This window comes from Streptomyces flaveolus, assembly GCF_000716535.1.
GTDB classification, from domain to species: Bacteria; Actinomycetota; Actinomycetes; order Streptomycetales; family Streptomycetaceae; genus Streptomyces; species Streptomyces flaveolus_A.
This window is the reverse complement of sequence record NZ_JNWV01000006.1, coordinates 270,124-296,996: the sequence shown is the minus strand read 5'-3', so window position 1 is coordinate 296,996 and position 26,873 is coordinate 270,124. Positions and strand designations below refer to the sequence as shown.

The 26,873-nt window shown below is 71.5% G+C and carries 19 protein-coding genes and 1 pseudogene; 6 read left to right on the top strand and 14 right to left on the bottom strand.

The window, feature by feature from the left end; genetic code table 11:
- Positions 1–116: 116 nt before the first annotated feature.
- The 3 genes and pseudogenes from OO52_RS07895 to pgl all read left to right on the top strand — a co-directional run bounded on the left by OO52_RS07895 (position 117) and on the right by pgl (position 3,257).
- Positions 117–1,390 (top strand): annotated as a pseudogene (locus OO52_RS07895) (glucose-6-phosphate dehydrogenase).
- Positions 1,387–2,478 carry a glucose-6-phosphate dehydrogenase assembly protein OpcA gene (gene opcA / locus OO52_RS07890; RefSeq protein ID WP_030642390.1) on the top strand — a complete coding sequence of 364 codons (1,092 nt, stop codon included), beginning with the start codon at positions 1,387–1,389 and terminating at the stop codon, positions 2,476–2,478. Before OO52_RS07895 ends, opcA begins: the two are co-directional and overlap by 4 nt.
- Entirely contained in the window at positions 2,475–3,257 is a 783-nt protein-coding gene (gene pgl, locus OO52_RS07885) for a 6-phosphogluconolactonase (RefSeq protein WP_030642388.1), read from the top strand. Before opcA ends, pgl begins: the two co-directional genes overlap by 4 nt.
- Before the next feature lie 73 nt (positions 3,258–3,330).
- Here the strand turns inward: pgl and OO52_RS07880 are convergent, their stop codons facing one another.
- The 6 genes from OO52_RS07880 to OO52_RS07855 form a co-directional block, all read right to left on the bottom strand.
- Positions 3,331–8,253 (bottom strand): DUF3320 domain-containing protein, encoded by a 4,923-nt coding sequence (locus OO52_RS07880; RefSeq protein ID WP_051818277.1) that lies wholly within the window; start codon positions 8,251–8,253, stop codon positions 3,331–3,333.
- 160 nt (positions 8,254–8,413) lie between these two features.
- Entirely contained in the window at positions 8,414–9,253 is an 840-nt protein-coding gene (locus OO52_RS07875; protein WP_030642385.1) for a carbohydrate ABC transporter permease, read from the bottom strand.
- A gap of 10 nt (positions 9,254–9,263) precedes the next feature.
- Entirely contained in the window at positions 9,264–10,619 is a 1,356-nt protein-coding gene (locus OO52_RS07870; protein ID WP_030642383.1) for an ABC transporter permease subunit, read from the bottom strand.
- 10 nt (positions 10,620–10,629) lie between these two features.
- Positions 10,630–11,955, bottom strand: coding sequence for an ABC transporter substrate-binding protein (locus tag OO52_RS07865; protein ID WP_030642381.1), 1,326 nt, complete (start codon positions 11,953–11,955; stop codon positions 10,630–10,632).
- Positions 11,956–11,987: 32 nt separating this feature from the next.
- Positions 11,988–13,598, bottom strand: coding sequence for a glycoside hydrolase family 13 protein (locus tag OO52_RS07860; protein WP_030642379.1), 1,611 nt, complete (start codon positions 13,596–13,598; stop codon positions 11,988–11,990).
- A 158-nt stretch (positions 13,599–13,756) separates the two neighbouring features.
- Positions 13,757–15,028: an ABC transporter substrate-binding protein gene (locus OO52_RS07855; protein WP_030642377.1), complete on the bottom strand. Its 1,272-nt coding sequence runs from the start codon at positions 15,026–15,028 to the stop codon at positions 13,757–13,759.
- Between the two features lie 123 nt (positions 15,029–15,151).
- Here OO52_RS07855 and OO52_RS07850 point away from each other — a divergent pair, with 123 nt between their 5' ends.
- From OO52_RS07850 to OO52_RS07840, 3 genes are read left to right on the top strand one after another with little or no spacing between them, the layout of a single operon-like run.
- Positions 15,152–15,667, top strand: coding sequence for a PadR family transcriptional regulator (locus tag OO52_RS07850; protein WP_030642375.1), 516 nt, complete (start codon positions 15,152–15,154; stop codon positions 15,665–15,667).
- Positions 15,664–16,416: an ABC transporter ATP-binding protein gene (locus OO52_RS07845; protein WP_030642373.1), complete on the top strand. Its 753-nt coding sequence runs from the start codon at positions 15,664–15,666 to the stop codon at positions 16,414–16,416. The genes OO52_RS07850 and OO52_RS07845 overlap by 4 nt, the downstream gene beginning before the upstream one ends.
- A 20-nt stretch (positions 16,417–16,436) precedes the next feature.
- Positions 16,437–18,719, top strand: a complete 2,283-nt coding sequence (locus tag OO52_RS07840) for an FtsX-like permease family protein (protein WP_030642371.1) — start codon at positions 16,437–16,439, stop codon at positions 18,717–18,719.
- An 8-nt stretch (positions 18,720–18,727) separates the two neighbouring features.
- Here the strand turns inward: OO52_RS07840 and OO52_RS07835 are convergent, their stop codons facing one another.
- The 8 genes from OO52_RS07835 to gap all read right to left on the bottom strand — a co-directional run bounded on the left by OO52_RS07835 (position 18,728) and on the right by gap (position 26,591).
- Positions 18,728–19,507 (bottom strand): DsbA family protein, encoded by a 780-nt coding sequence (locus OO52_RS07835; protein ID WP_030642370.1) that lies wholly within the window; start codon positions 19,505–19,507, stop codon positions 18,728–18,730.
- Between the two features lie 30 nt (positions 19,508–19,537).
- Positions 19,538–21,130 (bottom strand): glucose-6-phosphate isomerase, encoded by a 1,593-nt coding sequence (gene pgi, locus OO52_RS07830; RefSeq protein WP_051854384.1) that lies wholly within the window; start codon positions 21,128–21,130, stop codon positions 19,538–19,540.
- Between the two features lie 52 nt (positions 21,131–21,182).
- The gene (locus OO52_RS07825; RefSeq protein ID WP_030642357.1) at positions 21,183–22,376 is read right to left on the bottom strand and encodes an MFS transporter; all 1,194 of its coding nucleotides are present in this window, start codon (positions 22,374–22,376) and stop codon (positions 21,183–21,185) included.
- 196 nt (positions 22,377–22,572) lie between these two features.
- Positions 22,573–22,908 carry an RNA polymerase-binding protein RbpA gene (locus tag OO52_RS07820; protein WP_003976875.1) on the bottom strand — a complete coding sequence of 112 codons (336 nt, stop codon included), beginning with the start codon at positions 22,906–22,908 and terminating at the stop codon, positions 22,573–22,575.
- A 203-nt stretch (positions 22,909–23,111) separates the two neighbouring features.
- Complete coding sequence (gene secG, locus OO52_RS07815) at positions 23,112–23,342, bottom strand: preprotein translocase subunit SecG (protein ID WP_030642355.1); 231 nt, start codon at positions 23,340–23,342, stop codon at positions 23,112–23,114.
- 113 nt (positions 23,343–23,455) lie between these two features.
- Entirely contained in the window at positions 23,456–24,232 is a 777-nt protein-coding gene (gene tpiA / locus OO52_RS07810; RefSeq protein WP_030642353.1) for a triose-phosphate isomerase, read from the bottom strand.
- Positions 24,233–24,235: 3 nt separating this feature from the next.
- Entirely contained in the window at positions 24,236–25,447 is a 1,212-nt protein-coding gene (locus OO52_RS07805; RefSeq protein ID WP_030642351.1) for a phosphoglycerate kinase, read from the bottom strand.
- A gap of 136 nt (positions 25,448–25,583) precedes the next feature.
- A complete protein-coding gene (gene gap, locus OO52_RS07800; RefSeq protein ID WP_030347989.1) occupies positions 25,584–26,591 on the bottom strand; it encodes a type I glyceraldehyde-3-phosphate dehydrogenase in 1,008 nt (335 codons plus the stop codon).
- Between the last annotated feature and the right edge of the window lie 282 nt (positions 26,592–26,873).

Sequence of the window (26,873 nt, the reverse complement as noted above, 5' to 3'; positions counted from 1 at the left end):
CCGGTTCCGGAGCGAACCCGCTTCGTGACCCGGCCGACCGACGGCTCCCGCGTATCGCGGGGCCGTCGGGCCTGGTCATCTTCGGCGTCACCGGCGACCTGTCGCGCAAGAAGCTGATGCCCGCGGTGTACGACCTCGCCAACCGGGGTCTGCTGCCGCCGGGCTTCTCGCTGGTGGGCTTCGCCCGCCGCGACTGGGAGCACGAGGACTTCGCCGAGGTCGTCCACGACGCGGTCAAGGAGCACTCGCGTACTCCGTTCCGCGAGGAGGTCTGGCAGCAGCTCATCCAGGGGATGCGCTTCGTCCAGGGCACCTTCGACGACGACGAGGCATTCGAGCGGCTGCGCGCCACCATCGAGGAGCTCGACAAGGCACAGGGCACGGGCGGCAACTTCGCCTTCTACCTGTCCGTGCCGCCACGCTCCTTCCCGGTGGTGATCCAGCAGCTGAAGAAGCACGGTCTGGCCGACCAGACCGGCGGTTCCTGGCGGCGAGCGGTCATCGAGAAGCCGTTCGGGCACGACCTGAAGTCGGCCGAGGAGCTGAACAAGGTCGTGCACGAGGTGTGATGGCCGAGGACATCGGCATCGGCGGCCGGGCCGGCTACTACGACGGCATCGGCGCCGCCCGGGACGTCATCCAGAACCACCTGCTCCAGCTCATGGCTCTCACCGCCATGGAGGAGCCCGCCTCCTTCGGCGCGGACGCGCTGGCCGCGGAGAAGGAGAAGGTGCTCGGCGCCGTCCGGCTGCCGAAGGACCTGGGCGCCGACACCGTGCGCGGGCAGTACGCGGCGGGCTGGCAGGGCGGTGAGAAGGTCATCGGCTACCTCGAAGAGGAGGGCATCGACGAGAAGTCGAAGACCGACACCTACGCCGCGGTCAAGCTGGAGATCGACAACCGCCGCTGGGCGGGCGTCCCCTTCTACCTGCGCACCGGCAAGCGGCTCGGCCGCCGGGTCACCGAGATCGCGGTCGTCTTCCAGCGGGCCCCGCACTCGCCGTTCGACACGACGGCGACCGAGGAGCTCGGGCAGAACGCGATCGTCATCCGCGTCCAGCCCGACGAGGGCGTCACCGTCCGCTTCGGCTCTAAGGTGCCGGGCACCTCGATGGAGATCCGGGACGTCTCCATGGACTTCGCCTACGGCGAGTCGTTCACGGAGTCGAGCCCGGAGGCGTACGAGCGCCTGATCCTGGACGTGCTGCTGGGCGACGCCAACCTCTTCCCGCGCACGGAGGAGGTCGAGCTGTCCTGGAAGATCCTCGACCCGATCGAGGAGTACTGGGACACGCACGGCAGGCCCGCGCAGTACAAGTCGGGCACCTGGGGTCCCGTGGAGGCGGACGAGATGCTCGCACGAGACGGACGGAGCTGGCGCCGGCCATGAAGATAGACCTGACCGACACCACCGCCGGAGCGATCAACAAGGCGCTCGTGCAGGGCCGCCGGGCCATCGGCACGCCGGCCGTCGGCATGGTGCTGACCCTCGTCATCGTCACCGACGAGGAGAACGCCTACGACGCCCTGAAGGCCGCCAACGACGCCTCGCGCGAGCACCCCTCCCGCACCCTGGTCGTCATCAAGCGGGTCTCCCGCTCCCCGCGCGACCGTACGTCCTCGCGACTGGACGCCGAGGTGCGGGTGGGCGCGGACGCGGGCACCGGCGAGACGGTCGTCCTGCGTCTGTACGGCGAGGCCGCCGACCACGCCGACTCGGTCGTCCTGCCGCTGCTGCTGCCGGACGCGCCCGTCGTCGTGTGGTGGCCGGTGAACGCGCCGCTCGACCCGGCGAAGGACCCGCTGGGCGCGCTCGCCCAGCGCCGGGTCACCGACACCTACGCGGCCGAGGAGCCGGTGCGGGAGCTGTCCGCCCGCGCCGAGGCCTACACGCCCGGCGACACCGACCTGTCCTGGACGCGGATCACGCCGTGGCGTTCCATGCTCGCGGCGGCGCTCGACCAGGTCACCTGTGAGGTGAAGGCCGTCGAGGTGGAGGGCGAGGAGTTCAACCCGAGCTGTGAACTGCTGGCCATGTGGCTCGCGGACCGGCTGGACGTGCCCGTGAAGCGTTCGCTGTCGTCCGGTCCCGGTCTGACGGCGGTCCGCATGGACACCGACTGCGGCCCGATCGTGCTGGACCGGGCCGACGGCTCGCTGGCCACGCTGTCCATCGAGGGTCAGCCTGCCCGCGCGGTGGCGCTGAAGCGGCGGGACACCGCCGAGCTGATCGCGGAGGAGCTGCGCCGGCTGGACCCGGACGACACCTACGCGTCGGCGCTGCGCTACGGCGTGGAGCGGCTGAACACGGTTCCGCGGCAGGCGGCCGAGGCCCCGGCCGGGGCGGCGGGCACCGAGTCCGCGGCCGAGCCGGTCGCCGTACCGGAACCGGTCGAGGAAGCGGCCAAGGCCCCCGCGAAGAAGGCGGCGGCCAAGACCGCGAAGAAGGCACCGGCGAGGAAGGCGACGGCGAAGTGAGCACTCCGCAGCTGGTCGTCCACCACGACAAGGAACTGATGGCGCAGGCCGCCGCGGCCCGCCTGATCACGAAGATCGTGGACGCGCAGGCCTCCCGGGGCACCGCGTCCGTGGTCCTCACGGGCGGTCGCAACGGCAACGGCCTGCTGGCCGCGCTGGCGGCGGCTCCCGCCCGGGACGCCATCGACTGGGGCCGCCTCGACCTGTGGTGGGGCGACGAGCGCTACCTCCCCGAGGGCGACCCCGAGCGCAATGTCACGCAGGCCCGCGAGGCACTGCTGGACTCCGTACCGGTGGACCCGGAGCGCGTGCACGCCATGCCCGCCTCCGACGGCCCGTACGGCGCGGACGTGGAGGCGGCGGCGGAGGCGTACGCGGCGGAGCTGGCGAAGGCGGCCGGACCGGAGAACCACGGCGCGGTGCCCACCTTCGACGTCCTGATGCTGGGCGTCGGCCCGGACACCCACGTGGCCTCGCTCTTCCCGGAGCTGCCCGCGGTCCGGGAGACGGAGCGCACGGTGGTCGGCGTCCACGGCGCCCCCAAGCCGCCGCCGACCCGGGTCTCCCTCACCCTCCCGGCGATCCGCGCGGCCCGCGAGGTCTGGCTCCTCGCGGCCGGCGAGGACAAGGCGGAGGCCGTGGCCATCGCCCTGTCCGGCGCGGGTGAGATCCAGGCCCCGGCGGCGGGCGCGTACGGCCGCTCGCGCACGCTGTGGCTGCTGGATTCGGCGGCGGCTTCGCAGCTGCCGAGGTCGCTGTATCCGCCGGCGTCTCCGTGAACCGGTGAACGCCTGGAAGCACAGGGGCCGGCGGGATCTTCCCGCCGGCCCCTGTGCGCGTCGCCCGGTCGGCTCAGCGCACCGCGTTGACCCGGTCGGGCTCGCCGTCCAGCCGGCCCTGCCGCCGCAGCTCGGCGACGTCCGAGGCGAGGCGGTCACGGATGTCCTTGCCGATGCGCCGCCAGCCGAAGAACTCGCATGCCTGCTTGATCAGCTCGTCCTGCGTCATGCCCGGACACTCGACGGCCAGTTCGTACAGCGCGAGGTGCCGCTCGGCGGGGGCGATGTGCACGACCTTGCGCGGCGCGGTTCCGTCCTCGGGCTGCCGGGCTCTCAGCGTGCCGCGGCCCGGGGTGTCGTAGAACGGCCCGTCGGCGGTGACCCGGCCGGCGCGGACCAGGGCGAGCGCCACCCCGCGGACGTTGTCCCGGATCCGGCTGCCCGCCCGGCCGACGCCCCACGCCTCCCGGGCCCGCTGCACCAGCAGGTCCTCGTGGACAGGGCCCTCGGTCTCGATGACCTGGGTCAGCAGGGTGCGCAGCATGGGACGCGCCTCCTGGGTGTGCAGTTCGTGGCGCGGCAGCACGGAGGCGGTGCTGGTCCGGTACCGGCTGCTCCACAGGCGCTCCGCGGCGATGTCCACCGGGACGCGTTCGTACTCCGGTTCCGGCTGTCGCGGAGCCCTGGGGGGCGGTACCACGGCCGATGCCGCTCCGTCCTGTCCGGGCTCCGCCGCCGCGGACGGCGCGGGTGCGGGCGCCAGGGAGGCGGAGGAGGGGGAAGCCGGCGGCGCGGGTGCGGCCGGTACGGTGAGCGGCCCCTGCGTCAGCGCCTGTTCGACCGCCTCGCGCAGCCGCTGTTCGGCGGCGGCCCGGCCGCGGTACCAGTCTGTGCCCCAGATGCGGTGCAGACGCCAGCCGAGTCCGTTCAGGACCTGCTCGCGCAGCCGGTCCCGGTCCCGGGCGGCCTTCGAGGAGTGGTACATCGCGCCGTCGCACTCGATGCCGAGCGCGTAGGCGCCGGGCCACTCGGGGTGGCGTACGCCGATGTCGATGCGGTAACCGGCCACGCCGACCTGTGGTTGGACCCGGTAGCCCCAGCCGCGCAGGACCGCGAGCACCGACTCCTCGAAGGGGCTGTCCGGTTCGGCGTCGGACTGGACGACGTCCCGGGCGAGGACGGACGGACCGCTCTCGGCGTATTCGAGGTAGCGCTTCAGGTACTGGACGCTCTCGTTGGGGCTGTCCGGCATGCCTGCCCCGCGGAAGGAGGCGACGACCTCCATGCGGTAACGGGCCCGGGTCACGGCCACGTTGAGCCGGCGCCAGCCGCCTCCCTTGTTGATCGGGCCGAAGTTCAGGCCCAGCTTGCCGTGTTCGTCAGGGCCGTAGCCCACCGACATGATCATCACATCGCGCTCGTCGCCCTGGACCGACTCCAGGTTCTTGACGAAGAAGCCGTCGAGGCGGTCCTCGGTGAAGCAGTGGTCTAGGTCGGGCCGGGCCAGCCGGGCCTGCTGGACGGCCAGGTCGATGGCGGAAGCCTGTGCCTGGGAGAGCGCGACCACGCCGAGCGTTCTGCCGGGGCGGGTGTCGAAGTGGTGCAGGACGCGTCGCGCCACGAACTCCGCCTCGGCCTGGTTGTCCCGGCGGCCTCCCCGGTCGTAGACACCGCCGCCGTCGAAGAAGGCGACGCCGACGTCGTTCCCCTCGTCCAGGGCACCCGGAAAGGTGATCATCGAGTTGCCGTAGAACTCGTGGTTGCTGAAGGTGATGAGGTTCTCGTGGCGGCTGCGGTAGTGCCAGCGCAGCGGGAGTTCGCGCATGGCGCCGGCCTTGCATGCGTGCAGCAGCGACTCGAAGGAGTCCGGGACCTCGTCGTCGTACTCGTCCGAGTCGTCGTCCGCCGAGGAGTCGAAGAAGGACGTCGGGGGCAGCTGCTTCTCGTCACCCGCGACGATCAGGGTGCGTCCCCGGTAGATGCAGTTGACGGCGTCGCCGGGCCGGACCTGGGACGCCTCGTCGAAGACGACGACGTCGAAGTGGAAGTCGGACGGCAGAAACTGGCTGACCGTCAGCGGGCTCATCATGAAGCACGGCTTGACGGCCTGCACCACCTCGCGGGCCCGGCCGAGCAGTTCCCGCACCGGCATGTGCCGGGTCTTCTTCTCCGCCTCCCGGACGATGACCGCGCCTGAACCGCCGGCGAAGCTGCGTGGACGGCGTTTGTTGCACGCCTCGACGACGGCACCGCCGGCAGCGGCGATCAGCCGCCTGTCGGCCGCCCGGAAGTCGGTCACCCGCGCGTCCAGGTCGGCGGCGCGGGTGGTGCGCAGCCGCCGGTCGGTGGCGAGCACGTAGTCGGCCCAGGCGCGCAACATCGCCTGTTCGACCACGTCGGGCAGGCACTGGGGATCGAGTCCGCGCTCGGCGACGCTCCCCACGAGGGCGTCGGCGCCGTACCGGGCCAGCACGGCGAGGCCGTCGCGATGAGCGCGCCACACCTCGGGGCCCTGCGGGTCGGCGTGCAGGGCGCCGAGCACCTGTGCCGCCTGTTCCAGGGGACCGAGCAGGGCGGGTGAGAGCTGGGTCCGGCGGTCCGCGTCGAAGAGATCGAGCAGCTCGGTGGCGGAGCGGGTCCAGCGCTCCGCGCGGGCGGCGGCGACCGCGCACCACGCTCCGAGCGCCCGGCGGATGTTCTCCGCGAGCAGCGCGGGCAACGGATCGGTGTCGGTCCCGTCCGCGAGGTGTCCGACGAGCAGTTCACGCCGTACAGCGGTGCCGCTCAGCGTCGCGATGCGGTCGGCCGTCGCCAGGGCGGCGTCGAGGTCCGCGCACGCGTCCGGGGTGCGCGGGGTGTACCTGCCGAGGAGGTCCTTGTGGCCGTCGGCCAGCCGGGTCACCTCGGTGGCGGCCCGCTGCCAGGCCAGCGCCTGCTCCAGGCGACCCACGAGGGACTTGTTCCAGGTGCCGGTGTGGGTGAGGGCGGCGACGGCGTCCCGGTCGGTCTTGAACTGCGCCGAGAAGCGGGACATCAGGCCCCGGTGCTCCGTGGCGAAACGCCGTGTCAGCTCCGGCAGGTCCGCTCGGGTCAGCACCTGCTCGCCGAAGACGTCGGCCGCGGCGGCTCGGGCGGCCACCTCGGCGTCCAGGGCCGTGCGCAGTTCGCGTGCCGCTCTGTGGGCCCGGCCGAGGAAGTCCGGGTCGAACCAGCCGCTCGGCGGCCGCCGGTCGGCGCGGGTGAGGTCGGCCAGCTCGCACAGGTCGAAGGCCGCCTCCGGCTGGTCGGCCTTGGGCATACCGAGCAGGTCGGCGAGCTGCGCCGCCTGTGCCGAGGCGTCGTCCGGCACGCTGCCGTCGCCGGCGGTCACCCCGTCCGGGAGCCGGGAACGCAGGGAACGGACGAGCTGCTGGATCTCGCGTACCGTGCGGGGCTCCTCCTGCGTGGCCGCGAACGGGCGTCGCCCGGCCACCGTCATCAGGCCGTCGAGGGCGTCGACCGCCTCGATGACGACCTGGTGCGCCGAGTCGCCGATCAGTCCGCGCCAGGGGAACGCCTCGCCCTCGGCGGCGGGCCGCCAGGCGCGGGCGACGGTCCGGGAGGCCGCCGCGAGTTCCTGGAGGGCTCCGGCGCTGAGCGTGCGCACCGTCTCCGCGTCGCCTGCACCGAGTGCGGGGATGCCGGACTGCTCCAGGAGGACCAGCCGTCCGAGCACGTCGTGCAGAGTGCGGCCGAGTGGTTCGCGGGTCTCGTTCATGGCCGCCGCGTACGCGGACAGTTCCTCGCGGAGCCTGCGGGCCCGCTCCAGCTCGTGTTCTGCCGCTCCGGTGACCCGCGTCTCGGTGGTCAGCACGCGGGCGAGTTCGGTGGCCACCGCCTTCTTGCTCGTGTCACCGCTGTGCAGCGCCATGACGAAGTCACCGAGGCCGACGCTCCGCAGCCGGTTGCGTACGACGTCGAGTGCCGCCGCCTTCTCGCTGACGAAGAGCACACTGCGTCCCGCGTGCATGAGCGCGGCGATCATGTTCGTGATGGTCTGGCTCTTGCCGGTACCGGGCGGGCCGCTCATGACGAAGGACCGCTGGTCGAGCGCGGCCGCTATGCACTGGCGCTGCGAGGCGTCCGCGTCGAGGACCAGCGGCGTCCGCTCGGGCAGCTGGACGTCGTCGATGCGGTCCGCGTCCGGGGGGTCGAAGGCGATGAGGTCGGCGGGCACGTCCGCGTCGGGCCCGAGGGCGACGGCACGCACCAGTGGGTGGGCGAGGATCTGCTCCTCGTTCTGCTGGAGGTCCTGGTACATCGCCTCACGGTGCGAGGCGAACAGTCCCAGCACCGCCCGGTCCGCCACCGACCACCCCTGGAGGCCGGACGCGACCGCGCGGGCCGCGGCGAGAATGCCGGGCAGATCGGTGACGTCGGTACCGATGACGGGACTCCAGTCCACGCCGAGCCGTTCCAGCTTCACCGCGAGGGCGGGATTGTGGATGCGCTCCTGGTCCTCGGCCGTGTACACGCGGTAACGGCGGTTGCTGTCCCTCCGCAACTCGACCGGGACCAGCAGCAGCGGCGCGGCACTGGACTCCTGGGCACCGGCCTCGCGCCAGTCGAGCATGCCGACGCCTAGCCAGAGCACCCACAGACCGTAGTCGTTGTACATCTGGCCTGACTTCTGGCGCAGTTGGTAGAGCGCGCTGTCCAGGGACGCCTGAGTGCTCTTCTGGGTGACGAGTCCCGGGCGCGGGCCACGGCCGGTGGCGGGGGTGCGTTCTCCGGCGGTCTTCTCCAGCGCGATGCCGGCACCCCGTTCGACGACCGGCGCGAAGTCCCAGCCTCGCGCCAGATCCGCCAGGAGTGCGTCGGTGCCGGGCGCGGTGATCTCCAGGGTCCCCGTCCTGGCGTGCCGGAAATGCAGCAGCCGGTTGCGTCCGCCCATGTCCAGCAGAGAGTTCCGCCAGCCGTCGAGAACGGCCTTCACGGTCGGGCGCTGGTGAGCCATGGGCTGGGTACCTCCTGAGCTGCGCACAGGGAGATCACCCGTACCGGCCCCCCTGGAGATCTCTCCCTATCAGTTCGGGAGTACCGACACGCTAGGGGCGCCTGACACGATATGAATTTGTTGCGAAGGAAGTGCACACGAAGTGTGCCGCTTCCTTTCCTCACTTGACCGACCCGGCCATCACGCCCTGCACGAAGTGTCGCTGGAAGGCGAAGAACACCACGACCGGGACGATCAGGGACAGGAACGCGCCCGGGGCGAGGACATCGATGTTGCTGCCGAACTGGCGTATCTGTGACTGGAGTTGCACGGTCAGCGGCTGCGACGAGCTGTCGGCGAAGAGCAGGGCGACCAGCATGTCGTTCCAGACCCACAGGAACTGGAAGATGGCGAGCGAGGCGATCGCCGGGCGGCCCACCGGCAGGACGAGGCGGGTGAAGATGCGCCATTCGCTGCCGCCGTCCATCCGGGCCGCCTCCAGCATCTCCTTCGGAATGTCCGCGAAGTAGTTGCGGAGCAGGAAGACGGCGAAGGGGAGGCCGTAGGCGACGTGGAAGAGGACGACACCGGGGATCGTGCCGAACAGGCCCAGCGCGCCGAAGAGTTTGGCGACCGGCAGCAGACCGATCTGCACCGGCACCACCAACAGGGCCACCACCAGCAGGAAGAGGGGTTCCCGCAGCGGGAAGTCCAGCCAGGCGAAGGCGTATCCGGCGAGGGCCGCGATGACGACGACCAGGGTGGTGGCCGGCACCGAGATCAGCACGGTGTTCCAGAAGGCCTGGGTGATGCCCGCGTTCTTCAGCAGCGCCGAGTAGTTGTCGAAGGAGAGCTGGCCGGGACTGGCCAGCGCCGTCCACCAGCCGCCCTTCGCCGTGTCCTGGGCGGAGCGCAGGGAGGACAGGAACAGGCCGGCCAGCGGGGTCAGCCAGACCAGGCCGATGACCACCAGGAAGGCCTGCACCAGACCGCTGCCCAGGCCGCGCCTGATCGCGTTCATCGCTGACTCCTCATCGTTGACTGTTGCGGAAGCGGCGGACGTTGAAGACCATCGCGGGGATCACCAGGAGCAGCAGGAGCACACCGAGGGCGCTGCCGAGGCCCTGGTCGTTGCCGCCGCCGAAGGACACCAGCCACATCTGGGTGGCGAGGACGGTGGCGTCCTCCTGCACCGGGCCGGGCGCGATGATGTAGACGAGGTCGAAGACCTTCATCACGTTGATCACCAGGGTCACGAAGACCACGGTGAGCACGGGCGCGAGCAGCGGGACGGTGATCCTGCGGAAGATCTGCCACTCGTTGGCCCCGTCCATCCGGGCGGCCTCCAGGGCGTCCCGCGGGAGCGTGGAGAGGCCCGCGCCGATCAGGACCATCGCGAAGCCCGTCCAGATCCACAGGTAGGCGCCGATGATCGCGGGGGTGACGAGGGTCGGGCCGAGCCAGGAGACGCCCTGGTAGGGCGGCGCGAAGTTCGACTCCGGCAGCTTCACCGTGTACGGGCCGGCCGTGAGACCGGAGAAGCGGAAGGAGCCGTCGGCGGCGGTGGTCGCGCTCGCGACCGTCTTCCCGTCGCGTACCGCCTCGACCTTCATGCCGGGCAGGCCGCTCTCCTCGGCGTCGACCTCGCCCTGCCGGCCTCCTCCGCCGGGGGTGAAGTCCAAGTAGACGACACCGCGCAGTTCGCCGGGCGCGGCCTTGCCTGCCGCCGCCGTACTGGCGGGTGAGGTGTCGCCGGGCAGGTCCTTGGGCAGCACGCCGACCATCGGCAGTGCCACCGTGTCGCCCGCCGAGGCGGTGGTGCGGTAGGAGCCGTCCGGGTCCTGAGTGAGCAGTCCGGTGCGGCCACGGGCGGTCGGGTAGGTGGACGTGCCCTTGAAGGCGTCGTGGACGGAGACGACGGCCGCGTTGAGCACGCCCTTGTCCGGGTCCTCGTCGTAGGCGAGGCGGAAGATGATGCCGGCGGCGAGGAAGGACACCGCCATCGGCATGAAGAGGAGCAGCTTGAAGGCCGTCGCCCAGCGGACCTTCTCCACCAGGACGGCCAGGATCAGGCCGAGGCCGGTGAGCAGGGCGGGGGCGACGACGACCCAGATGGTGGTGTTGCGGATGGCCTTGAGGGTGGCCGGGTCGCGGAACATCTCGGTGTAGTTGTCGCCGCCGACGAACCGGGTGCCGGAGGCGTCGAAGAAGCTGCGGCCGACGGAGAACAGCACCGGGTAGACGACGAGCGCGCCGAGCAGGAGCAGCGCGGGGAAGACGAAGAGCAGGGCGATCAGCCGGGCGCGCCGCCGGCCGCGGCGCGCGGGCGCCGGGTCGGCGGCGGCCCGCGGGCCCGCCTGCTGCTTGACGACAGTGGTGGCGGTCATGGTGTGCCGCTCAGCCCTGGTAGGCCTTGGCCGCGGCGGCTTCGAGCCTGGCCGCCGTGCCCTTCGGGTCCGACGGGTCGCGCAGGAAGTCCTGGAGGAGCTTCCACTCGCCGGTGCCCTTGGTGCCGCCGAAGGCCGCCGGTGCCTGGTCGGACATGTCGAAGCGGACCGAGTCCCCGGCGCCGACGAGGGACTTGGCGGTGGCGCGGGTGACGTCGTCGCCGTACGCGGACAGGCTCAGCTTCTTGTTCGGGGACAGGAAGCCGCCCGCCTTCGCCCACACGGCCGCCGCCTCGGGGGTGGCCAGGTACTCCAGGAGCTTCATGCCGGCCTTGGCGTTCTTGCCGTCCTTGAGGACGACGGCCGCGTCACCGCCGCTGACGACGGGTGCGGTGCCGCCGCCGACCGCCGGGAAGGGGAAGAAGTCCGCGTCCTTGCCGATCGCCTTGCCGTACTGGTCGTGGGCGACGCCGGCGACGAAGTCGCCCTCGTAGACCATGCCGGCCTCGGGCTTGGGGCCGAACACCTTCTCCACCGAGCCGGGGAAGTCCGTGTTCAGGGCCTCCTTCTGGCCGCCGGCGATGAGCTGCTTGTCCTTGAAGAGCTTGCCGAGGGTGGTGAGCGCCTCGACCACCGTGGGGTCGGTCCACTTGAGCCGGTGGGCGGCCAGGGCGTCGTACTTCTCGGGGCCGGCCTGGGAGAGGTAGATGTTCTCGAACCAGTCGGTGAGGGTCCAGCCGTCCTGCCCGGCGACCGCGAAGGCGGCGAGGCCGGAGTCGGAGACGGTGTGCCCGGCCTTGAGCAGTTCGTCGTACGTCTTCGGCGGCTCGACCCCGGCCTGGGCGAGGGCGTCGGGGCTGTACCAGACCGTCGACTTGTGGGCGGCCTTGAAGTAGAGGCCGTAGAGGGCGCCGTCGACGCTGCCGTACTTCTTCCAGACGGGCGCGTAGTCGGCGTCGATGGTCTGCTGGGCGGTGGGCGAGAGCGGCTTGAGCCAGCCCTTCTTCGCGAACTGCTGCAGGACGCCGACCTGCGGGACCATCACGACGTCGGGCGCGTTGCCGCCTTCGATCTTGCTGCCGACGACCGTGGAGACGTTGTCGCCGGTGGACACGAACTGGGTCTTGGCGCCGGTCTTCTCGGTGAAGGCGTCCAGCACCTTCTGGAAGTTCTTCTGCTCGCTGCCGGACCAGACACCGGCCACGGTGACGGTCTGGCCGCTGAGCGCCTTGTCGCCGCCGCCCGCCGAGACGGGTCCGCCGCCGCAGGCGGTGGCGCCGAGGGCGAGGGCGAGGGCGGTGCAGCCGGTGAGCAGGGTCGTGCGTCGTCGCATCATCGTTGACGGACCTTTCATCGGGGACGGGGTGATCACAGGTCGTTCAGCCACCAGGCCGCCGTGGCGCCGGGCAGGACGCCGGGCGGGCACGGGCCGCTGGAGAGCAGGGGGGTACCGGGGACCGGCGCGGGCGCGGGGGCCGTACCGAAGTTGACGGCGCAGACCAGGCCGTCGCCGCGGACGAAGGCGAGGACGTCCGGCGGGGTGTCCAGCCAGCGCAGCGCGCCCTCGCCCAACTGGGGCAGGGACTTGCGCAGTTGGAGGCCGTCCCGGTACAGGTGCCAGAAGGAGCGGGTGTCGGCGAGGGCGCGGTCGGTGGCGTACTCGGCGAAGTACGGCGGCTGCGGCAGCCAGGGCTTGGCACCCTCCGCGCCGGAGGTGAAGCCGAACGGCGAGGCCTGCCCGGACCAGGGCAGCGGCACGCGGCAGCCGTCGCGGATCCGGGCGCGGCTGCCGGTGCGCCGGAAGATCGGGTCGGTGAGCACGTCGTCGGGCAGGTCGACGACCTCGGGCAGGCCCAGTTCCTCGCCCTGGTAGATGTACGCGGCTCCGGGCAGCGCCAGCATCAGCAGCGCGGCGGCGCGGGCGCGGGCGGCGCCGAGACCGCTGCCCTCGGTGGCGGGTTCGCCGTAGCGGGTGACGGTGCGGACCTGGTCGTGGTTGTTGAGGACCCAGGTGACCGTGGAGCCGGTGCCGGCGATGTCCTGCATGGCCTCGGAGATGACCTTGCGGAAGGCGTCGGCGTCCCAGGGGGCGCTGAGCAGGTCGAAGAAGAAGGCCTGGTGGAGCTCGTCGGGGCGGACGTACAGGGCGTGTTCGCGGGCGGTGGGGACGGAGACCTCGCCGACGAGCAGCCGTTCGCGGCCGTCCCGGGCGCCGTACTCCTCGCAGATGGAGCGCCAGCGGCGCCACACCTCGTGCACCTCGGGCTGGTTCCAGGCGAGCGGGTTGACCGAGTCGCGGGTGCGGGCGTCGGCCTCCGGGTCGTCGGAGTCGGGCAGGCCGGGGTGCTTGAACAGGCCGGCGGCGACGTCGATGCGGAAGCCGTCGACGCCCCGGTCGAGCCAGAACCGCAGGGTCCGGTCGAACTCGTCGGGGATCTCGGGGTTGCGCCAGTTCCAGTCGGGCTGTTCGGGCGTGAACATGTGCAGGTACCACTGGCCGTCGGCGACCCGGGTCCAGGCGGGGCCGCCGAACATGGCGTGCCAGTTGTTGGGCGGCTCGCTGCCGTCGGGGCCGCGGCCGTCGGCGAAGTGGAAGCGGGCGCGGGCCGGGCTGCCGGGCTCGCTGTCCAGGGCCTCGCGGAACCACGGGTGCTCGCTGGAGCAGTGGTTGGGGACGATGTCGAGCAGCACCTTGATGCCGAGCCGCCGGGCCGCGGCCATCAGCAGGTCGAACTCGGCGAGGTCGCCGAAGAGCGGGTCGACACCGCGGTAGTCGGCCACGTCGTAGCCGTGGTCGTGCTGCGGCGAGGGGTAGAAGGGGCTCAGCCAGATCCCGTCGACGCCGAGCTTCTTCAGGTACGGCAGCCCGGCCCGGACGCCGGCCAGATCGCCGATGCCGTCACCGGTGCTGTCCAGGAAGCTGCGGACGTACACCTGGTAGATCACGGCGTCCCGCCACCAGTGGTACTTACTCAACATGCATGCATGTTAGGTAGGCGTGTCGCGGCGGTGTCAACGAAAAGAACAGGAGTTACCAGGGAGTTGGCGCGACAAACACGGACTTAACGGGGCACTTCTGAGCCAGTTGAGATGTCCGCGTTACCTAACAAGTAACTAGAGGGCGGATCGGTGACCGGCTATCGGCTGGCGATCGCGTCGAGTTCGCGCGCCAGCCGGCGCACGGCCTGCCCGGGCGTCTGCCGCCCGGTGAGCGCGTCCTGCACGACCGCCTGCACGGCCAGGCTGACCTGGTCGTAGTGCGGGCTCTTGGGGCGCGGCCGGGCGGTGAGGACGGCGGTGCGCAGGGTCGGCAGATAGGGGAAGCGCCGGATGAGCGCGGGGTCCTCGTAGAGCCCGGCGCGTACGGGCGGCAGCGCGCCCCGCGTGAGCACCTGGCGCTGCACGGGCGCGCTGGTGAGGTAGGCGATCAGGCGCGCGGCCGAGTCGGGGTGCCGGGCGTGGGTGTTGACCGCGAGGTTGGAGCCGCCGAGGACACTCGTCCCCGGACCGTCGGGCCCGGGCAGCGGTACGGCGCCGATCTTCCCGGCGACCCTGGAGCCCGGGGCGGAGGCGACGGCGTACGCGTAGGGCCAGTTGCGCAGGAAGAGCAGCCTGCCGTCCTGGAAGGCCTGTTTGGACTCCTCCTCCTTGTACGTCAGCGCCTGCCTCGGGATCCAGCCCTCGCGGATGCCGCGGGCGAGGAAGCCGATGCCCTCGCGGGCGGCGGCCGAGTCGACGGTGACGCGGGTGCCCTCGCCGCCGAGGATGGTGCCGCCCGCCGAGTACACCGCCTCCGCCGCGTTCACGGTCAGGCCCTCGTAGGGCAGGAACTGCCCCGCGTAGCCGTCGAGTCCGTACTTCGGCGCGATGGTTCTCGCATCGTGCTCCAGCTCGGCCCAGGTGTGCGGCGGGGACACCCCCTCCTTGTCGAGAATGTCCTTGCGATACAGGAGGAGCCCGGCGTTCGTGACGTACGGCACCGCGTACAGCCGTCCGTCGTACGTCGCCGTGTCCACCACCGGGGGCAGGAAGCTGTCCAGCGGGAAGCGGTCACGGGGCAGCGGGCGGATCCAGCCGGCCGCCGCGAACTCGGAGGTCCAGTCGACGTCGATGTTCAGGACGTCGAAGCGGCCGCGGTCGCCCCCGCGCAGGTCGGTCGTCATCTGCGCGTGTGTCTCGTCGGCGGAGTCCGGCAGCTCGACCAGGGTGACCTTCTCGCCGGGGTGGGTGCGGTTCCAGCCCTGGAGCAGCGGGCCGAGATAGCCGGTGAGGTCACCGGCGGTGGCCAGGGTGAGCGGGCCGCGACCGCCTCCCGCGCCCCCGTCGGCGCGGGCGCCCGAGGCCACGTACCCGGCCAGGACCACGACGAGAACGAGAAGGCCCCTACCGGCGGTGCGCATCCACCGCATAGGTTCCTCCCTGTACACCGGCACCACGGGCATCCTCGCCCGGGGACAGAGGCCATGTATACCTGTTAGGTATGCGCGATACTAGGGCCTGGAGCACATGAAGCAGACAGGAGGACAGCACGAGTGCGCCTGCCCCTCCTGGCACTCCTCGCCCGCGGCCCGGCCCACGGCTACGAGCTGAAGCAGGACCTTGAGCAACTGCTGGGCGCCGCGTACCCTCAGCCGAACGTCGGCCAGATCTACGTCACCCTCGGCCGCCTGGAGAAGTCCGGGCTGATCCAGGGCGAGGACGTCGAGCAGTCCAGCCGGCCCAACAAGAAGGTCTACCACCTCACCGACGCCGGGCGCGAGGCGCTGCTCGCCTGGTTCGAGGAGACCGAGGACGAGCCGCGGGTGCGGGACGAGTTCTTCATGAAGCTCGCCCTCGCCCCGCAGACCGGTCTCGCCGACCAGATCGCCCTCATCAACCGGCAGCGGCGCCAGTACCTCAACACCATGCGCAACCTGTCGAAACTGGCCGCGGCCGAGAGCCGGGACAACCGAATCGCCCAGCTGCTGATCGAGGGCGCGATGCTGCACCTGCAGGCCGACCTCGACTGGCTGGAGCGGTGCCAGGAGGAACTGGAGGATCTGGGGTGAGTGACGGCCACGCTCCGGTACTGCGGGCCGCGGGCCTGGTGAAGACCCACCACGGCGAGGGCGCGCCCGCGCACGCCGTGCGCGGGGTCGACCTGAGCGTGGCCCGGGGCGAGTTCGTCGCGATCACCGGGCCGTCCGGCGCGGGCAAGTCCACGCTGCTGCACCTGCTCGGCGGGCTCCAGCGGCCGGACGAGGGCAGCGTCTGGCTCGACGGCCGGTGCACCGACTCCTTCAGCGAGGCCCGCTGGGCGGTGGAGCGCAGGAAGGCCATCGGGATCGTCTTCCAGTTCTTCAACCTGGTGTCGAACCTGTCGGTCGCCGACAACGTGGAGCTGCCCGCCCTGCTGGCCGGGGTCCCGCCGAAGAAGGCCCGCGCCGAGCGGGAGGCGCTTCTCGCCGAGCTGGGCCTGGAGGGCAAGGAGCGCAGCATGCCGGGCGAGCTGTCCGGCGGCGAGCAGCAGCGGGTCGCGCTCGCCCGGGCGCTGGTCAACCATCCGCCGCTGCTGCTCGCGGACGAGCCGGCCGGCAGCCTGGACAGCAAGGGCACCCGCGAGGTGATGCGGCTGCTGTCCCGCTTCCACGGGCGCGGCCAGACCATCGTGCTGGTCACCCACGACGCCCGGCTGGCCAGCGCCGCCGACCGCGTGATCAGCTTCTTCGACGGCCGCATAGCCGACGACGCGACCCTGGACGGCGCGCCACCGCCCCGGCGGAGCGGCATCTCCGGCGTACTGGAGCTGAGGGACTGACCGTGCTCGACCTGAGGGATGTGCGGGCCACCCTGCGCTGGGCGCACTCCGATCTGCGCACCCACCGCGGCGAGGCGCTGTTCCTGGTGCTGGCCACCGCCGGCGTCGTCGCCTCGCTGCTGCTCGCCACCGCCCTGTTCGGCTACGCCACGAACCCCTGGCAGCGGACCTTCGCCGAGGCGCGCGGCGCCCATGTCTGGCTGCACACCGCGCCGTCCGCCGACGCCCGCGCACTGGCCCGGCTGGACGGCGTCACCGCCGTCGCCGGCCCCTATCGCGCCGAGTCCGCCACCGTCGCCGCCCGCGGCACCCGCGCCTCCGTCGAACTGCGCGCCACCCCGGACCTGCCCTCCGTCGGGCGGCCCCTGCTCACCACCGGGCACTGGCTGGACCCGGCCGCGCCGGACGGCGTGGTGCTGGAGAGCAGCCTGGCCCGGGCCCTGCTGGCCGAGCCCGGCGACACCCTGACGCTGCCCGGCACGGCGCGCACCCTCACCGTGGAGGGCATCGCGGACAGCGCCGAAGCCCCGTACCGCCCCGGCGAGCAGCCCGGACTGGTGTGGGCGCTGCCGTCCGCCGTGCGAGCCCCGGTCGGCCAGGTCATCGGGCTGCGCCTGGGCGATCCGTCCGACACCGACTACGCCGTCCAGCGCGCGGTCACCGTGCTGGGTGCCGGCGCGGTCGGCGAGGTCTCCACCTGGCACCAGGCCCGCGCCGAGGCGCAGGGCGACAACCGGCTGCTCGGCCAGGTGCTCGGGCTGTTCGGTCTGGGCGCCCTGGTCGCCGCCGGGTTCGCGGTGCACGGGGCCATCGCGACCCGCATCCGCGGGCACCTGCGGGACCTGTCGGTGCTGAAGGCGATCGGCTTCACGCCCGGCCAGGTCGTACGGATCTTCCTCCTCCAGCACCTGGCGTACGCGCTGCTCGGCGCGGTGGCCGCGGCCGCGCTCACCGAGGGCCTGGGCAGCCGGGTGCCGGGGCGGCTCGGGGACGCGGTGGGCGTGTGGCAGGGGCTGCCCGGGCACACCCTGGCGCTGTGCGTGGTGCCGGCGGGGGCGGTCCTGTACATCGGCCTGACCACGGGGCTCGCCGCCTGGCGGGCCGGGCGGGTGCCGCCGGTTCCGGTGCCGCGCCGGGCCGCGCCGACGGGCGGGCGGCTGAGCGGGGCGGCCCGGCGGGCGCTCGGGCTGCGGCTGCCGGCCGCGCTGGTCCTCGGCTGCCACAAGGCGTTCGCGGGGCGCGGCCGGTCACTGGCCACCGTGGCCCGGCTGACACTGCCGCTGCTGCTCATCGTGGTGGCGCTCAGCGCCTGGACCACGATCGACCGCTTCCACAGCAGCCCCGAGCGGGTGGGCCTGCCGACGGCGCTCACGGTCCGCTCGGACGGCGCCCTGGACGCGTCCGGGGTACGCGCCGTGCTGGCCCACGACTCCCGGGTCGCCGCCGCCTATCCGGGCGTCGAGGTGGCCGCGCTGGTCCCCGGCCAGACCGGGACCATCGCCCTGCGCGGCGTCGGCACCCGCGCCGAGCCCTACCCCTACGCCCTCGCCGAGGGCCGCGCCGCACGCGGACCGGACGAGGCGGTGGCCGGCCAGGGCCTGCTCGACCTGCTGGACGCGCGGGTCGGCGACTGGGTGCGGATGACGGTGGGCGACCGCCCGCAGATCCTGCACATCGTGGGCCGCACCCTCGAACCGCGCAACGCCGGGCGGGTCGTCACCACCTCCCTGGACACCCTCCGCGAGAACGACCCTGAGCTGTCCCCGGCCTTCTACGAGCTGCGGCTGCGTCCGGGCGCCGACCCGCACCGCGTGGCCGCCGCGCTCGCCTCGGCCGGCGACGGCCACCTGGAGGTGCATCCCGTGACGAACCCCGCCGACGGGCTGTCCCCGCTGCGCGGTGTCGTCGCCGGGCTCATCGCCGTCCTGGCCCTGATCGGGCTGGTGGAACTGCTCACCGCGATCGGCGGCAGCGTCCGCGAGGGCGAGCGGGACGTGCTGGCGCTCCGGGCGATCGGCATGTCGCCCCGGCAGATCACCGCGATCACCGTCACGGCGACGAGCTGTACGGCCCTGGCGGCGGTCGTCGCCGGCACGGCGCTGGGACTGCCGCTGGCCCGCCGGCTGATCGACGCCCAGGGCGGCTCCTCCGGCATCGGCGCCGGAATCGCCCAGTCCCCCTCCCCCGGCCTGCTGCTCCTGCTGGGCGCGGCCGCCGTCCTGGGGGCGGCGGCCCTGGCCACCCTGCCCGCGTCCCGCGCGGCCCGCCGCCGCCTCGCGGACACGCTGAGCGCGGTGGCCTGAGCCCGCTCTCAGGGGGAAACGGCCCGCCAGCTCCCGGGGTCTTCGCGGATCTTCTTCAGCAGGCCGTCGAAGACCGGCCCGTCGAACAGCAGGCCGTTGTACCGCACCGGGATGCGTACGTCGTTGATCTCGGCCGTGGGGGTGCCGGGGCCCTCGGGGTCCTGCGGCCCGCCCGCACGCTCGTACGCGTCCTGGGCGTTGGTCACGAACGTCCGGTATTTCATGGTCTTGACGGCCGAGTCGAAGTCCGGCCCGCGCAGCCCGGGGACCCGTCCCGCCAGCTTGAGCAGGTAGACGTCGGTGAATCCGTCGACGCTCTCGGCGGGCTGGTGGGCGTAGAGCACGTCGTGGTATTCGGCGAACTTCCCCATGTCCAGCGCGGCCCGCAGGGCGTTGACCGCCTTCCGGGACCCCGTGCCGCCGAGCCGGCCGTCCAGGAAGGAGGCGAGGGTGTACTGGGTCTTCGCCTCGCGCCGGACGGTCGCCTCGCGCAGCTGCGGGGCACCACCGGTGGTCTCGAACTCCTTGCACACCGGGCACCGCGGATCCTCGTACAGGTGCACGGTCAGCGGGGCGGCCGGGTCCCCGACCGTGATGGTCGTGCCGTCGTTCCCCAGCCGCTCCGGCACGTCCGCCGGCCCGGTGTACGGCACGGCCTTCACGGCCTTCGCCGGGGCGTCCGGCCGGCCGCCCTCCGACTGGTCCGGCTGGTGTCTGCCGTCGCAGCCCACCGCCGACACCCCCGCCACGGCCACCGCTACCGCCGTGGCCAGCACCCTGCGCACCATGCGCACTCCCTCCCCTGGTCCAGCGGAACCCTAGGGGATGGAGGCGGCAGAGCGCGCAGGGACATCACCACGCTTGGCGAGGACCTTGCCCAGCTCCACGCCCCACTGGTCGAAGGAGTCGATGTTCCACACCGCGCCCTGCACGAACACCTTGTGCTCGTAGAGGGCGACGAGCTGGCCCAGCACGGACGGGGTCAGCTCACGGGCGAGGATCGTCGTGGTCGGCCGGTTGCCCTGGAAGGTCTTGTGCGGGACCAGTTCCTCGGGGACACCCTCCGCGCGGACCTCCTCGGCGGTCTTGCCGAAGGCGAGCGCCTGGGTCTGGGCGAAGAAGTTGGCCATCAACAGATCGTGCTGGGCCTTGAGTTCCTCGCTCAGTTCGGCGACCGGCCGGGCGAAGCCGATGAAGTCGGCCGGGATCAGCTTGGTGCCCTGGTGGATCAACTGGTAGTAGGCGTGCTGCCCGTTGGTGCCGGGCGTGCCCCACACGATCGGCCCGGTCTGCCAGTCCACCTGCTTGCCGTCGCGGGCGACGTACTTGCCGTTGGACTCCATGTCGAGCTGCTGGAGATAGGCGGTGAACTTGGAGAGGTAGTGGCTGTACGGCAGCACGGCGTGCGACTGGGCGTCGTGGAAGTTGTCGTACCAGATGCCCAACAGGCCCAGCAGCAGCGGGACGTTGGCCTCGGCGGGCGCGGTGCGGAAGTGGTCGTCGACGATCCGGAAGCCGTCCAGCATCTCGCGGAAGCGGTCCGGGCCGATGGCGATCATCAAGGAGAGGCCGATCGCGGAGTCGTAGGAGTACCGGCCGCCGACCCAGTCCCAGAACTCGAACATGTTGGCCGTGTCGATGCCGAACTCGGCGACCTTCTCGGCGTTCGTGGACAGCGCCACGAAGTGCTTGGCCACGGCGGCCTGGTCACCGAGCGCCGCCAGCAGCCACTTCCGCGCGGAGGTCGCGTTGGTGATGGTCTCGATGGTGGTGAAGGTCTTGGAGGCGATGACGAACAGCGTCTCCGCCGGGTCGAGGTCCCGGGTGGCCTCGTGCAGGTCGGCGCCGTCCACGTTGGAGACGAAGCGGACCGTGAGGTCGCGGTCGGTGAAGCAGCGCAGCACCTCGTAGGCCATCGCGGGCCCGAGGTCCGAACCGCCGATGCCGACGTTGATCACGTTCTTGATGCGCTTGCCGGTGTGGCCGGTCCACTCGCCGGAGCGGACCCGGTCGGCGAAGCCGGCCATCTTGTCGAGCACCGCGTGCACGTCCGGGACCACGTTCTCGCCGTCGACCTCGACGACCGCGTCACGCGGGGCGCGCAGCGCGGTGTGCAGCACGGCCCGGTTCTCGGTGACGTTGATCTTCTCGCCGCGGAACATGGCGTCCCTGAGGCCGAAGACGTCCGTCGCCGCGGCCAGCTCGCGCAGCAGGCGCAGGGTCTCGTCGGTGACCAGGTGCTTCGAGTAGTCGATGTACAGGTCGCCGACCTGGAGCGTGTACCCGGTGCCGCGCGCGGGATCGGCGGCGAACAGGTCCCTGAGACGGGTGTCCGCCAGCTCCTCCCGGTGCTTGGCGAGAGCGGTCCACTCGGGGGTCTGGTTGAGCCTGGTACGGCCGTCTGCGTTCATGTCCGACTTCCGCCTTCTTTCGTGCCTGTCCCAGCCGTTCCAACCTAATTGATCAGCGCGCGGGACGAGCGGTGGAGACGCTGTCTTCACGCACGACGACGGATACGTCGGGTTCGCGCCCTGGTATCAGCGCGACGACGGCCGAGGCGAACAGGACGGCCGCGAGCAGGGCCGGTGCGTTGAGGCCGTACAGTCCGGCCACGGCCCCGCCGAGGAACGCGCCGAGCGGGGCACCGGAGGTGGAGGACGTACGGAAGGCCGAGGCGATGCGGCCCACCATGGACCCGGGACTGCGTTGCTGCATCAGGGTGACCTGGTTGACGTTCCAGACCATGTTCATCGCGCCGAGCACCAGCATCCCGGCGACCAGCGCGGGCACGTGCCGCACGGAGCCGATGAGCAGCAGCGCGCCCGTCTGGAGCGTGCCGCCGAGCAGCAGGGCCCGCACCCGGCCGGTGCGGCGCGCGATCCGCTGGGCGACGAGACCGCCGGCCAGGCTGCCGGCCGAGTACGACGTCATGGCGGCGATGTAGCCGGTGTCGCCCGCGTGCAGCCAGCGGGTGACGTGCAGCGCCAGCGTGGCGATCAGGGCACCCATGCCGATGTTGCACAGCAGCGTGGCCACACAGACCGCGCGGAGCACCCGGTCCCGCCACAGCGCGCGCAGGCCCGCCCCGATCTCCGTGCGCAGGGTGCTGCCGGGCGGGCGGGGCTCCCGCTCCGGCGGCCGTACTCGCAGGGACGCCACGAGCGCGGCGGCCACCAGGTACGTGCCCGCGTCCGCCACGAACGGCATGAACGCCCCGGCCGCCAGCAACAGCGGCACGAACGGGCCCGCCAGCAGTCCGCCCGCCAACTGCTGGCCGGTCATCAGCCGGGCGTTCGCACCGCCCAGGGCCTCCCGGTCCACCAGGGAGGGCAACAGGGCCGTGGAGGCGTTGTCGAAGAGCGTCTGGAGCGCGGTGAGAGAGAAGGCGAGCGCGATCAGCAGGGGTATCGAGGCGCACCCGAGGCCCACGGCGAGGGCGAAACCGGCGACGAGCAGGCCCCGCACCGTGTCCACCAGCCACATCGCCCGCCGTTGGTCGACGCGGTCCGCCACGGCACCGCCGAACAGCCCGAACAGCAGCCAGGGCAGATAGCCACAGGCGGTGACGGAGGCGATGACCAGGGGCTGGTCGGTGAGGCGCACGGCGAGCAACGGCAGCGCGGACGTGCGCAACGCGTCACCGAACCGGGAGACCACGGCGGCCGTCCACAGCCGGCCGAATCCACCGCGCCAGGCAGGTGTCCCCCTGCTCGCCGTCCCGACCGCCACCACGCTCGCCCCCTCCGATGCGCCGATGCACACACGGTAGAGGGCAGCACTGACAACGGACCGTCCGCAGCGGGGCGAAACGGCTCCGGCCAGGCGCCCGCGGGCACCCGGCCGGTCACAACTCCTAGATCTCGCCTCGCAGTTTGGCGAGCGCCTCGGCGAGGATCGCCTCGCCGTCCGCGTCGCTGCGCCGCTCCCGTACATACGCCAGGTGCGTCTTGTACGGCTCGGTGCGCGGCGGGTCCGGCGGGTTGTCCCGGTCCTGGCCGGCCGGGAAGCCGCAGCGCGGGCAGTCCCAGGTCTCGGGAACCTGCGCGTCGCTGGCGAAGCTGGGCTGCGTCTCATGCCCGTTGGAGCACCAGAAGGAGATGCGCAGACGCGGCGCGGACTCGCCGCGCTCGGCCTCGCCCATCGGCCCCGCCCCGACCCGGCTTCCTCGGATCGCGTTGCCACTTGCCACGGTCGTAACTCCCTGCGTGATGGTGCCGCGAAGCGAGTCGGCGTTTCGCTTCGCCGCGAGCGCCTCAGTCTACGTAAGGCCCAACGCGCGTCCAGTGATTGGAGTTACCGGCCCCCACACCCAGACGCAAGCCCCATGATAGGCCGCGCTCAGGAGCGCGTACCGAACATGGGGCTTTACGTGCGGAATGTACTGTTCGCGTGTCAGCTGTTCGTCTTGATCAGCATGCCGAGGACGATGATGCACGCGAACCACAGCAGGCCGACCACGATGGTGATCCGGTCGAGGTTGCGCTCGGCGACCGAGGAGCCGCCGACGGAGGACTGCATGCCGCCACCGAACATGTCGGAGAGGCCGCCGCCCTTTCCCTTGTGCATCAGCACCAGCAGCATCAGCAGCAGGCTGAAGACGATCAGGGCGATCGAGAACCCCAAAACCACGGCTGGACCAACTTCCTCGGATTCGGATGGACGACGGGGGCACAGCACCTGGCTGTGCCCCCGCAAGGGTACGACGTATCGCCGCTACCGCCTACTCACGGACATGATCACTGGTCGCGGAAGCGCACGATCTTGACGAACTCGTCGGCGTCCAGCGAGGCGCCGCCGACCAGGGCGCCGTCGATGTCGGCCTGGGACATGATCTCGGCGACGTTGCCCGACTTGACGGAGCCGCCGTACTGGATGCGGACCTTGTCGGCCACGTCCTGGGAGTACAGCTCGGCGATCTTGGCGCGGATGGCGGCGCAGACCTCCTGGGCGTCCCCGGCGCCGCAGACCTTGCCGGTGCCGATGGCCCACACGGGCTCGTAGGCGATCACCACGGTCTCGGCCTGCTCGGCCGGCAGGTCCTTGAGGCCGCCCTCGACCTGGGTGAGGGTGTGGCTGACGTGCTCGCCCGCCTCGCGGACGTCCAGTTCCTCGCCGACGCACAGGATCGGGGTGAGGCCGTGCTTGTACGCGGCCTTGACCTTGGCGTTGACCACCTCGTCGGTCTCGTTGTGGTACTGGCGCCGCTCGGAGTGGCCGATCACCACGTAGGTGCACTTCAGCTTGGCCAGCATCGGGCCGGAGATCTCGCCCGTGTAGGCGCCGGAGTCGTGCTGGGAGATGTCCTGGGCGCCGTACTTGATCTTGAGCTTGTCGCCGTCGACCAGCGTCTGCACGGAGCGCAGGTCGGTGAAGGGCGGCAGGACGGCGACCTCGACGGCCTCGTAGTCCTTGTCGGCCAGGGCGAACGCGAGCTTCTGGACGTGTGCGATGGCCTCCAGGTGGTTGAGGTTCATCTTCCAGTTGCCCGCCATCAGCGGCGTGCGCGTGCTCAAGGGTCAGTCCTCCAGTGCGGCGAGGCCGGGGAGCGTCTTGCCCTCGAGGTATTCGAGGGAGGCGCCGCCACCGGTCGAGATGTGGCCGAATGCGTTCTCGTCGAAGCCGAGCGTACGCACGGCCGCGGCGGAGTCACCGCCGCCGACGACGGTGAAGCCGTTGGTGTCGACGAGCGCCTGGGCGACCGCCTTGGTGCCCTCGGCGTAGTCGGGGTGCTCGAAGACGCCCATGGGACCGTTCCAGAAGACGGTCGAGGCGTCGGCGAGCTTCGAGGCGTAGAGCTCTCGGGTCTTCGGGCCGATGTCCAGGCCCTCCTGGTCGGCGGGGATCTTGTCCGCGTCGACCACGGTGTTCTCGGTGGGCGCCTTGGTCTTCAGGTCCGGGAAGGTCCGGGAGACCACGACGTCGACGGGGAGCACCAGCTCGACGCCCTGCTTCTCGGCGCGCTCCATGTACTCCGTGACGGCCGGGACCTGGTCCTCCTGGAGGAGGGAGATGCCGACCTCGTAGCCCTTGGCCTTGAGGAAGGTGTAGGCCATACCGCCGCCGATGAGGAGCCGGTCGGCCTTGCCGAGGAGCTGGTCGATGACGGCGAGCTTGTCGGAGACCTTGGCGCCGCCGAGCGCGACGACGTAGGGGCGCTTGACGTCCTCGGTGAGCTTCTTCAGGACGCCGACCTCGGTGGCGATCAGGTAGCCGGCGTAGTGCGGCAGCCGGGCCGGGAGGTCGTAGACCGAGGCGTGCCCCCGGTGCACGGCGCCGAAGCCGTCACCGACGTAGACGTCGGCGAGGGCGGCCAGCCGGTCGGCGAACTCACCGCGCTCGGCGTCGTCCTTGGACGTCTCGCCGGGGTTGAAGCGCAGGTTCTCGATGACCGCGACCTGGCCGGGCTGGAGGCCGTCGACGGCGTCGTGGGCGGCCGGGCCGACGGTGTCCTGGGCGAAGGCGACCGGGGCGCCGAGCAGTTCACCGAGGCGCTCGGCGGCGGGCAGCAGCGAGAAGGCGAGGTCCGGGGCGCCCTTGGGGCGGCCCAGGTGCGAGGCGACGACCACCTTGGCGCCCGCCTGCGCGAGTGCCTTGACGGTGGGCAGGACGGCGCGGATGCGGCCGTCGTCGGTGATCGTCCCGTCGGCCAGCGGCACGTTGAGGTCGGCGCGGACGAAGACCCGCTTGCCGCTCACGCCGTCGGCGAGAAGTTCGTCGATCGTCTTCATGGGAGTGGACTCCTACAGGAGGGCTCGTGGTGCACCTGATCGTAAAAGGACGTGGTCAGTACGTGGGACAGGGCCCGGACAGCGCGGCGGTGCGCTGCACGGGCCCTGCTCCCACTTCGGGGTCCTGCTTCAGCGATCAGAGCTGGTTGCCGACGAAGACCGTGAGGTCGACGAGGCGGTTGGAGTAGCCCCACTCGTTGTCGTACCAGCCGATGACCTTCACGTTCTTGCCCTCCTGGACCATGGTCAGGGAGGAGTCGAAGGTGCAGGAGGCCGGCTCGTTGACGATGTCGGAGGAGACGATCGCGTCCTCCGTGTACTCCAGGAGGCCCTTCAGCTCGCCCTCGGCGGCCTTCTGGAAGGCGGCGTTGACCTCTTCCTTGGTGACCTCGCGGCCCAGCTCCACGACGAGGTCGGTGACGGAGCCCGTCGGGACCGGGACGCGCATGGCGATGCCGTCCAGCTTGCCCTTCAGCTGCGGGAGGACCAGCGCGGTGGCCTTCGCGGCACCCGTGGTGGTCGGGATGATGTTCTCGGCGGCGGCACGGGCGCGGCGCAGGTCCTTGTGCGGGAAGTCCAGGATGCGCTGGTCGTTCGTGTACGCGTGCACCGTGGTCATCAGACCCTTGACGATGCCGAAGTTCTCGTCGAGGACCTTCGCCATCGGCGCCACACAGTTGGTGGTGCAGGAGGCGTTGGAGATGACGTGGTGGTTCGCCGGGTCGTACTTGTCCTGGTTGACGCCCATCACGATGGTGATGTCCTCGTCCTTGGCCGGGGCCGAGATGAGGACCTTCTTCGCGCCACCGGCGATGTGCTTCGCGGCGTCTTCCTTCTTGGTGAAGATGCCGGTCGACTCGATGACGATGTCGACACCCAGCTCGCCCCACGGGATGTCGGCCGGGTTGCGCTCGGACAGCACCTTGATGGTGTGGCCGTCCACGGTGATGGTGTCCGCGGTGTGGGAGACCTCCTGCTTGAGGCGGCCCAGGATCGTGTCGTACTTGAGCAGGTGGGCGGTGGTCGCGGTGTCACCCAGGTCGTTGACAGCCACGACCTCGATGTCCGCTCCCTGCTCCAGCAGCGCGCGGAAGTAGTTGCGCCCGATGCGGCCGAAGCCGTTGATGCCTACGCGGATCGTCACGAACCGATCTCCTCGTTGGTACGCCGGCCATGCGGTGCCGGCGAGCTCTGTTTGGGATGTCCCCGACCACCACCGACCCTACCTCTCTGCGGGCCCCGGGGTGACATCGAGATGGCCCATACACGGGCAGGCGGTCCGTACCAGCCAGTAGGGGTACGGACCGCCTCGGATCGACAGTGGATTCACCCGCATTCATCACGGAACGCGGCGCGTTTTTGACGCCGTTTTCACTCGTTCGTGAGCGGGTCGGCTCACTTGATACCTGCCCCGTCCGTGCACCGT

What these genes read in the sequence shown, in the direction of transcription:
- OO52_RS07870 (WP_030642383.1), bottom strand. Translation starts at nt 10,619, where the DNA reads ATGACCGCCACCACTGTCGTCAAGCAGCAGGCGGGCCCGCGGGCCGCC.
- pgi (WP_051854384.1), bottom strand. Translation starts at nt 21,130, where the DNA reads ATGAACGCAGACGGCCGTACCAGGCTCAACCAGACCCCCGAGTGGACC.
- OO52_RS07860 (WP_030642379.1), bottom strand. Translation starts at nt 13,598, where the DNA reads ATGTTGAGTAAGTACCACTGGTGGCGGGACGCCGTGATCTACCAGGTG.
- OO52_RS07865 (WP_030642381.1), bottom strand. Translation starts at nt 11,955, where the DNA reads ATGATGCGACGACGCACGACCCTGCTCACCGGCTGCACCGCCCTCGCC.
- OO52_RS07880 (WP_051818277.1), bottom strand. Translation starts at nt 8,253, where the DNA reads ATGGCTCACCAGCGCCCGACCGTGAAGGCCGTTCTCGACGGCTGGCGG.
- OO52_RS07835 (WP_030642370.1), bottom strand. Translation starts at nt 19,507, where the DNA reads ATGGTGCGCAGGGTGCTGGCCACGGCGGTAGCGGTGGCCGTGGCGGGG.
- OO52_RS07875 (WP_030642385.1), bottom strand. Translation starts at nt 9,253, where the DNA reads ATGAACGCGATCAGGCGCGGCCTGGGCAGCGGTCTGGTGCAGGCCTTC.
- opcA (WP_030642390.1), top strand. Translation starts at nt 1,387, where the DNA reads ATGAAGATAGACCTGACCGACACCACCGCCGGAGCGATCAACAAGGCG.
- OO52_RS07805 (WP_030642351.1), bottom strand. Translation starts at nt 25,447, where the DNA reads ATGAAGACGATCGACGAACTTCTCGCCGACGGCGTGAGCGGCAAGCGG.
- OO52_RS07855 (WP_030642377.1), bottom strand. Translation starts at nt 15,028, where the DNA reads ATGCGGTGGATGCGCACCGCCGGTAGGGGCCTTCTCGTTCTCGTCGTG.